General features: G+C 51.4%; 4 protein-coding genes. All 4 read right to left on the bottom strand.

The annotated features are described in order from the left end of the window. Positions 1-1,471: 1,471 nt before the first annotated feature. Complete coding sequence (locus QPM17_RS23050) at positions 1,472-5,746, bottom strand: FkbM family methyltransferase (protein WP_285394092.1); 4,275 nt, start codon at positions 5,744-5,746, stop codon at positions 1,472-1,474. A 656-nt stretch (positions 5,747-6,402) separates the two neighbouring features. Beyond that, positions 6,403-6,585: a hypothetical protein gene (locus tag QPM17_RS23045; protein WP_285394091.1), complete on the bottom strand. Its 183-nt coding sequence runs from the start codon at positions 6,583-6,585 to the stop codon at positions 6,403-6,405. Positions 6,586-7,021: 436 nt separating this feature from the next. Continuing rightward, positions 7,022-7,315, bottom strand: a complete 294-nt coding sequence (locus QPM17_RS23040; protein ID WP_285394090.1) for a hypothetical protein — start codon at positions 7,313-7,315, stop codon at positions 7,022-7,024. Positions 7,316-7,408: 93 nt separating this feature from the next. After that, positions 7,409-8,438, bottom strand: a 1,030-nt coding sequence (locus QPM17_RS23035; protein ID WP_285394089.1) for a FliC/FljB family flagellin, incomplete at its 5' end; no start/stop codon positions are given.

Raw genomic sequence — 8,438 nt, 5'->3', positions numbered from 1 at the left:
GGCGACATGGGCAAATTGAATGACTTCAAAAAACAAGTAGATCCCCAAGACGACACATAGCACGGCGGCGACGCGGAACGCGTTGGCCAGCGAAAACAGGCGTTGAGGAATACCGGCAGTGGATTCTTGGATATCGGTATTATGCTGAGAACTCATTTCTGCTCCTTTTCGGAATCGCTTCTTTACAGCACAGCGCCAGCGGGTAGAAGACACCAACAAGGTGGTGTCATGGGTGGCGCTGGCTCCAGCACCTCTCCGCTATGTCAGCAAGCTTGCCAGCAATTTTAGCGAACTTGCCTTTCGTAACGCACCTCACGAGCTGCCAAGCATCAACTGCATATACGCTAGCGTCTGCTTCACCGCTCGGCCGAGAATCCCCAGCAGCTTGCCGTACGCTATCGGCATCGGCTCGTCCATGCCGGTGGCTAATGAGAGATCGCCTGCCTGGCTTCCTCTATCAGAACCTGCAGCTCATCCATTACATTTGATGCTCATCTAACGTGATGACCGCCTCTATCGAATCCGACTCAACTCTAAAGCCGGTCGGGCTTCACTTTTCACCCGACGATCCGCACCTGGCCTTTCTCGGGAAGGCGAAATCTGAAGTCGATATCTTTGTGCATATGTCAGAAATCGAGGGATGCGAGCCAGCCGCTCCAGCTTTCCAAGAACGCTAGGAAGTGGTAATTCAGCCGCCCCCTTCAGAACTGCGCTGGTTGGGCCGGTAGTACGCCACCCTACCCTTGGCATTCATACTGCGGCGAGGTCGTGTTGGTGGGCAGCGATTGGCACTGGGCCACTAACATTTTTATAATAATTGGCAGCTGCGGCCTGTAATGCGTCCGCTCTGACAAGAACACCTATGTGTGGCTTGGTTACGTTTCTCTAACTGGCATTTCGAGTTGTCTCTCACTCCGTAAGATTCGGATGAGCATATCTTCTTAACCAGCAACTGGCGGCGGCAAACCGCGCTCCGATGGCGAGGATTTTATCTCAACGTAAATCGCCGAGGCGGGCTAAGCGAATGCCTATATGCACACAAATATAAAAAAGTATGTGCTCTATATATGACGGTATGGCTGAGCCCTAACCAGGAAGACCCGCTGGTTCCACGCGATCAACAATTGGAAGCCGCCTGATTCCAGACGTCAAAAAGCTTGACAGGCATCGCCTGCCAGCGACTAAGGAACCATCCACAGAGAGCAGAATGAGGATGCCTGAACCAATAAGCACTTCCATCACGGAAACTCCATATTAGCAAAATCAAGAAATGGTATAACCGACCATACACGAGCCTGTCTCTATCGCCTTCGGTCAGGGTCGGTCGTGACAGTCTCCGGCGGCGAGGAGATCATCTCAACGTAATCCGCCGGATCGGATAGTCAAGGACTTGGGTCTCCTTTGTTGAAAATTCGCAAGCAAGATCAGATTCTAACCATGTTTACAATTAATCTCTACGAGATCCAGACAATCAAACTTTCAAAAACAAATATGTTGGAGTAGCGTTAAATCTTTTAACTGGGGAATAACCATATTTAGCAAGATATTTCTTTATAGAAAAAAATTCGTCATCTGTTCCTGCCTCAGCATAGACACAAGGAGAGTCATTTTCAAGTATCCTGGAAGCCCCCTTAAGAACGCTAAGCTCCATACCTTCAACATCAATCTTTAGCAAACTCACTTTTACCCCATGCTCAGCTGCAACATCATCAAGTCTAACAACATCAATCTCTCCCTCACCTGACACTTCTAGCCTTGCCATTCCTATATTTTTATCGTCGTAAAAAGAGATATTAGCTTTCCCCGGAAGCTCACCAACACCAATTTGAAAACAAGACACAACATGAGACAATCCATTCAATAAAATATTATCTTTTAGCAGAGCACAGGTTTTCGGATGCGGCTCAAACGAAAAAACCTTTCCTGCATCACAAAACATTCCAAAAAAAACTGTATGATTTCCAATATTTGCCCCAATATCAAAAATTGTTGCGCCTTTACAAACTCTCCCATCAATATCACTAAGCATTTCAATTTCATAAAATTCTTTTCTTGATCTTATAGCTTTTTGTATATGATCATCCCTATCAGGAAGATAAAAATTGACCTTTTTTTCACGATAGGTGAAAGAAAAAGAGTCGTCACCTTTCTTGAAAGGAAACTTCCATGCAGCCCCATACTCTTCTATCATTTTTCTTATTTTTTCATCATTACCTCCTTCTTTCAAATTTTTGTGCCAAAGCGGTGTCGCCTCAGCATTTGGCCACTCAATCATTTCAAAGTTATAGCCACTTACTCTTGCCTTCTTTCCATTAATAGAAAACATCCAATAAAGCCAAACGTCATCAGCGTCTGGACAAAGCGCTATAAATTTTTCTTTTTTAGTAACATCCTCATGGAAAGCGCCAGGTGGGAATAATGTACCTGCACCGCAAGTTGGGAAGATATACCCATCAGGAATTTCACATACGCCCACCTGCCATTTCCACTTGACATACTCTTGCGGGATTCCTTTTTTGTTGAGTTCTATTTTATGTGCTCTATGAGCTACGATATCATCATAGCTACCGCTCCACGCAGTAACTAACCCCTCAAGCCAGCCATGACCATAAAACAAATCATCATCAGCGGTTACTACAAACCAGCCAGCATACTCCTCTAACGTTGGAACAATTTTTTTATAGGATCTAATATCTTTACAATATGCAACCCTAAGGCCAAAAGTTTCCAGCTGTGTTACTTTCTCTGGCAATAACCCCTTCTCTTCTTCTGCGATCCATAGCACAACCTCATCGGGCACAACTGACTGGCATAGGAGACTTTTGATAGTAAGATGAAGTGTAGCGAAGCGTGCTTCATACGAGGTCAACGACACCACAAGTTTTTGTGGCAATTTATGATTAGGGATTTTCTTTTCAAGGCGACATGACTCTAGATAGAACATTGCCTCTTTCACGTTATGAATTTCAGCAACCATATTTCTCGGGTCGTCTATCAATTTTCCCACTACCAAGTAGTGTTCCGCCTTCTTCCTATCAGCACGAGCCAACAGCGCATAAGCCATATCCTTGGCTCCAAACACCGTGCTCAGCAAGAACGCCAGCTTGATACACTGTTCCTCGCTCAATACTGACAGGCGCTCATGGCTGGGCAAGAAAAGCGCATCGGCACTGACTAGCTCGGTGGCTTGGCGTTGTGCTTCGGGTACGCTTACCGGCAGGTGGCTGCGGTGCCGTTCGTCATTGAAGCGGTAGAAGCGGAAGCCGTGGCGTGCCATCCAGTGCTGCATTTCGGCCAGGTTGGGTTGGCGTTGGTGCGTGGGTTGGAAAGCGATGCGGACCTGGATCAGCAAGGTGTTCTGTAGCGCCTTTTGGCCATGTTCAAGAATCGCGGCGGCATCGCTGAGGTCATCGAGAATTAGCCAGTCGAGGCTGTCCAGGCCGTTGATGCTATCCAGAGCAACGGTATTGATGGGTAGCTTGGTCAATACCTGGCTGCCCTGGACGTTGGCATCTAACTGCTGGTCGTTGGGTAACGGTTCGAGCGTACCGCTCAGGGCCGGATCGAGGCAGGCGTAGAGCGTGCCGGGTTGGCCATCGCCAAGTACCGCATGGGGGAAAACTTGGACGTCTTCGCTGCTCTGGTATTGGCCGGGGTTTTTCACACGGCTGGCGGGGTCGAAGGCAACGATACCGAAGGCCTTCAAGCGACGCAGCCGGGCCAGGCCAGCTTGCTGAAGCAGTCTGGCGCTGTTGTCGATGGCAATGATCTTGCCAGGCAACTGCCAGCTAAAGCCGCCGGTGTCATCGTCCAGCTGTTCGGCATATTGCACTTCAAGCGGTGCGCTATCGCCGTTAAACCACACTTGGCCCGCGTCATCGAAGCTGAGCGCAGCAGGTGCCTTGTCTTCACAGTAGCGCTGCCAGATGGCGCGCATGGCCTGCGTGAAGTGATGGGCGAAGCGTGGCCCGTCACATACGGGCGACTGTAGCAGCACTTCTCTGAGATGTTGGCGTATGGTCGCTAGACTGTCCAGGTCGCTGGCCAGCTCGACTATCTTGGCGCGGTACTCCTCCCAGCTATGCGTTACCAGCTCAGGCATACCGGCATTGATCAAGTGGGTCGCGCTGTGACGGCCGGCAAAGGTTGGGCCGGTCATGGTCACCACGGGCAGGCCCATGATAAAGGCTTCGCAGGTGGTCAGGCCGCCAGAGTAAGGCCAAGGGTCCAGGGCGATATCCGCTTGGTTGTAGGCTTGCAGCAGCTCATAATTGGTGCCGGGGCCTTCGATCAGTATACGTTCACGAGAGATCCCGCCATCCTCCATCTGCCGATAGATGCGCTCACAAAAGGCCTCGCTGGCGTAGGGGCGTCCCTTGAGCAGCAGCCGGGAATCGGGCAGCTGGCGCATCACCTCCGCCCACTCTCGCAAGGTCACCTTGTTGAGCTTGGTGGGGTTGTTGAAGCAGGCCAGGGTGATATAGCCATTGCGCTTGGCGGGCAGCTCGTTGATTTCCGGCAGGTTGGCGGGCGGATCAAAGACGATATAATCATCGGGCAGGCGAATCAGCTTTTCCGTGTAGTAGGCATCCTCACCGGGTGGCGTCTCGATCGCGTCGCTGATCAGGTAATCGATGGCTTTCATGCCCGTTGTGTTGATCAAGCCACCTACCCACTTCACCAACAGAGGGGCGGGTGCCATTGCCATGACTCGCATACGGTTGCCGGAATTATGGCCCGACAGGTCGATCAGAATATCGATCCGGTCGTCACGGATGCGCTGGGCGAACGCCTCATCGGAGAGGTGGCGTATGGGCAGCCAGTGGTGGAAGGCCCGCTTCAACCGCTGGGTCAGTTCGTCGCTGACATCGCTAGATGAGTAGGCAAACAGCTCCGCCTGCGCCGGCTCCAGATGCTCCAGGCAGCGAATGATCATCTTGCCGACAGGGTGCTTGCGGAAACCATCGGAAACCATGCCAATGCGCAAGCGGCGTGCAGGCTCGCGATTTTCAGGAAGCGGCCGTGTGAACTCTCCCACCGGGGCATAGCGTTTTTCCCACTGGCGCGCGACCTCGACAATGGTGTCTCGGGTGGCCTCGGGGTCGTAATGCAGCGCCGTCAGGCGGTTGGAGTAGGCAACAGGACTATCGCTATCCAGCGCGATGGCCTTTTGGTAGTACCGATCAGCCTCATCGAGCTGCCCCATGTCGCGGAACACATTGCCCGCATTGTTCCAATGAACGAAAGAGCCAGGATCGAGTTCGATTAAACGGGCGAATACCTTCCCCGCCTCCTCCAGCCGGAACAGGCTGTTGAGAATGGCACCCTTGGTATCGAGAACACGGATGTCCTCGGACGCCAAGGCTTCCGCGCGCTCAATGTAGGTTAACGCCTTGGCGTTGGCACCGTATTCCGAATGGATCTTGGCCAGGGTCAACAAGCCTAAAACCGAGTCGGGCTTGATCTCCTGCGCCTGCTCAAGGCTCTGCAGGGCCTCGCGAACCTCGTGGCGCAGATACTCGATATGACCCTTCCATTCCAGGTGCTCGGCCTCTTGCGGTGCCAACTCGACCGCCCGCTGGATCGCCTCCTGAGCCTCGCTCAGCTCACCGTCACGCAGCAGGGATCTGGCCAGCATCTGCCATGCACCGGCATCGTTCGGGCTCTGTTGGGCTTTCTTGCGCACTTGCTGCAAGGTTAAGGGCTTACGGGAGGAAAGCGGCTTACGCTTGGCATTCTTGGGCATGGTCACGATACAGGCGTTATGAGAGATGCTGCTAGCCTACGCCAGCCGGCCCAAGAGGAAACGGCCGAAAAGATGGGAGAGATGACGACATTTCGAAGGCTGAGGAAAGCAGAGCCACCGACAGCAGGATATGATGCCGACTCCGTTCCATGTGCCAACGAAATGAGTGTTTTTATTCTGCATTTTTTGTGGCGCTGATCGATGAATCTCTGTAAGTGTAAATTACGCTCGCGGTCATGAGCGATATCAAACAGTTCGATACTTACCGGAAGTAGAAGCATAAGACCCGTGATCAGCTTGCCAGAACACTCTCGCTGCACGTGTCTTTCGTCTAGTCGAGGGACTGCCGGGAGGCGTAAAGCCAGTGGGCGAGGTATGAGCGAACTGCATATTCACCACCGTCCAGGAAATTATCGTGTCTCTTTCAAGCAGTGGTGTGGTAGCGAAATCGCCATTTTTCTCTGCGGTGGTGATAAGCACGCAGCACAGCGATAAGTATCGTCAATCACACCTTGCAGCTCATGATAATGCGCTGATATTCCGTTTCATTCATGGCACTTCGTCATTCGGCATTTGACAGTGGGTTCGTTGCTCATTTTATTCTCCTGCTAGAACTTCGCTTCGCTCAGGCCACTCCATGCTGTTATCGGAAAGGGTTATAGAGCAGTACCGTTCAGCTTATTAACTTCTGTCTTTAATTTCACTTCCCACGAGGAATCCTTCTCGTAGGCGAAACAAAGGACAAGATATCCCTTATCAAACCAGCCAGCTTGACGAAGCCTTTGAAGCTTCACAATATCGGCGTGCCATGAAGCAAGCTGTTCCTTGGGTTTATTCACCCGACCGCCCCCGCCCTTGCTGTCTTTATTTCAATGTCAATTCTCTCACCACTCTGGTGCTCTATGGCGACGAGATCGCAACGCCACCATTACGTGAACAGTTAGCCTCAACATGGACTGTGCAGCCAGATTTCGATAGCGCCTTATATAAGCAACACTTCACCTTATCTTCTTTTGGCTTAACATCGTAGCATTCCAGTGAAGAAGCTCGCATGTAGTCATGCTGCAGAATAACCAAGCTCTTTAATAATTAACCCATATAATTTCATGCCGCTCATCAGCCTCGAATCTTTATACACTAGAATTCTCAAAGTACTCGAAAATGTGTGCACCAAGTATCATCGATACATACTTTCAGCTCGGCAAAAATCTCCAGATAGATTTAGCAATCTCGGCCTGTTCACATACATCTCTTAACCCTGACCTTGAATATTAGTCAGTGCAGCCTTGCCTCAAGGAGGCAGACCTCTTCCTCGCTCTTAACTCCTTTGCACTTCACTAACCTTCTCATCCCATCTTCACAGTTAAAATCAATACTTCCCCTTATACATTCATCTGTACCAAGATAAACTGTGACATGCCTGTAGCATCCAGAAGAAACAGCACAGGCATAATCAAGCCCTTTTCCCTCAAGCTCTTGTACCTTCACTTCTCTCGCATCTTGCATCCAATCCGGACGTATGTTCAAGACAACAGGATAAGAAAAACAGACTTTAGGCTCTGTTGTCATCCAGCCCCTCCTTTAAACTCTATATATGCAACCAATCAAAAAGGGCCGACCTCTCGGCCAGCCCTTATCATTACCAACTTATTACCTAACCAATTAACCCAGCAGAGACAGCACGTTCTGCGGGATCTGGTTGGCCTGGGCCAGTACAGAAGTGCCGGCCTGCTGCAGGATCTGCGCGCGGGTCATGTTGGCCACTTCCACCGCGTAGTCGGCATCTTCGATGCGCGAGCGGGCGGCAGCTAGGTTGGTTTCGTTGGTGTTGAGATTGGTGATGGCATCCTCGAAGCGGTTCTGCACGGCACCCAACTCGGAGCGCAGGCTATCCACCTTGTTCAAGGCAGCATCGATTGAAGCCAGCGGGCCGTCGGTACGCTCGCCGGTTCCCGGGACCACACTACCAACAGTAACATTCAAGCTGGCTACGCCTTCATCGTCGCGAACGACACTGACGCTAGCGGAAACGACTGCCGTAGTACCATCGGCACGCGTACCTTCAATAAAGAAGTTGCCATTGCTGTCAACTGAAATGGCAGCAGTACCCGCGTCAAACCCTTCGGGGAAGTCAAGCCCAGCCAGCGCAGTTGCTGCTATAGTTGCAAAACTATCAGCTTGACCTGTGCCTGTACCAAAATCGCTCGCATCCAAGCCCAGCGCGGTAGCTACAGCGCCAGTGTCGCTTGTACTATCGTCGAGGTCACCTACATAACCATTGACGTTGAAATCTTCTCCGCCAAACAGAGTCTCGGAGTTGATCTCTTTCAGATTGACGGTAATTGTTTCACCGTCGTTAGCACCTACTTGAATGGTCAGTGCATCGTCTTTAGAAAGTACCTTGACGCCGTTGAAGTTGGTCTCAGCAGAGATGCGGTCGATCTCGCTCAGACGCTGATCGATTTCGTCCTGGATGGACTGCAGATCCGCCTGGCTGTTGGTGCCGTTGGCGGCCTGTACACTCAGCTCACGGATACGCTGCAGGTTGTCGTTGACCTGATTGAGAGAGCCTTCGGCAGTCTGAGCGATGGAGATACCGTCGTTAGCGTTACGTTGAGCCTGGGCCAGACCGGTAATCTGACTGGTCATGCGGTTGGCGATGGCCTGACCGGCGGCATCATCCTTGGCGCTG

The organism is Marinobacter azerbaijanicus (genome assembly GCF_030250645.1).
GTDB lineage: Bacteria > Pseudomonadota > Gammaproteobacteria > Pseudomonadales > Oleiphilaceae > Marinobacter > Marinobacter azerbaijanicus.
This window is presented reverse-complemented; position numbering and strand designations above follow the sequence as displayed.

Excerpts from the sequence above, each read along its gene's own strand:
- QPM17_RS23040 (WP_285394090.1), bottom strand. The coding sequence starts at position 7,315 with ATGACAACAGAGCCTAAAGTCTGTTTTTCTTATCCTGTTGTCTTGAAC.
- QPM17_RS23050 (WP_285394092.1), bottom strand. The coding sequence starts at position 5,746 with ATGCCCAAGAATGCCAAGCGTAAGCCGCTTTCCTCCCGTAAGCCCTTA.